We start from the raw sequence: 904 nt of genomic DNA on the forward strand, positions 1-904 counted from the left end.
CCAAGGCGGCCTGAGGCCTCAAGAGCGAGGCAAAACAACCCGCCAAAGCGGCCAGAGCGCCTTTCAAAAAACGCCCATCTGCCTCGTGCGCTAAATATCGGCTCCCATGCAAAACCCTCCTTGTGGGGGGAAATGTCCGGCAGGACAGAGGGGGGCGCTGTCCCGCCAGCGCTAGAAAGGATTGCAGCCAATGACCGATCTCCCCGTCCTTTCCGCCGTCGAAGCGCGCGTGCTGGGCTCGCTGATCGAGAAGAAGGAGCTGACGCCGGACGTCTATCCGCTGACGCTCAACGGCGCGCACGCCGCCGCCAACCAGAAGACGGCGCGCGAGCCTGTCATGGCGCTGGAGCTGACCGAGATCCGGCGGGCGCTGAGCACGCTCGAGCAGAAGGGCCTTGTGCGCCAGGCCTTCGCCTCGCGTGTCGAGCGCTACGAGCATCTGATGGCGCAGCGCTTTTCGCTGACCACGCCGCAGATCGCGGTGATCGGCCTCTTGCTGCTGCGCGGCGCGCAGACGGCGCATGAGCTGCTGGCCCGCTCCGAGCGGATGGCGCGTTTCGCCTCGATCGAGGAGCTGCGCGACAATCTCGACCTGATGATCGGGCGGAGGCCGCCGCTGATCCAACTGCTCGAACGCGCGCCCGGCCAGCGCGAGGAGCGCTACGCTCATTTGCTGAGCGGGCCGGTGGAAGCGGCAGCCGTCGCGGCAGCGTGGCAGCCGGCGGCGTCGGCAGACTCCGACCTCGAGGCGCGGGTCAAGGCGCTGGAGGAGGAGGTCGCGGCGCTGCGCGCGAAGATCGAGGCGCTGGGCGGGTAGCTTCAGAAGCGTTGGCGCGAGGCCCCCCTCTCTGTCCTGCCGGACATCTCCCCCTCAAGGGGGGAGATCAGATGTCATGGCGGGGTT

Annotated in this window: 1 protein-coding gene; it reads left to right on the forward strand. The window is 67.8% G+C overall.

The window, feature by feature from the left end; all coding sequences use genetic code 11:
• Nucleotides 1–190: 190 nt before the first annotated feature.
• Complete coding sequence (locus tag EOA23_RS35065; protein ID WP_127307350.1) at nt 191–817, forward strand: DUF480 domain-containing protein; 627 nt, start codon at nt 191–193, stop codon at nt 815–817.
• Nucleotides 818–904: the final 87 nt, after the last annotated feature.

The sequence above is a fragment of the Mesorhizobium sp. M2A.F.Ca.ET.042.01.1.1 genome, from assembly GCF_003997405.1.
Classification (GTDB): domain Bacteria; phylum Pseudomonadota; class Alphaproteobacteria; order Rhizobiales; family Rhizobiaceae; genus Mesorhizobium.

Bases quoted from the DNA above. Each gene is read 5' to 3' on its own strand.
- EOA23_RS35065 (WP_127307350.1), top strand. From the start codon at position 191: ATGACCGATCTCCCCGTCCTTTCCGCCGTCGAAGCGCGCGTGCTGGGC.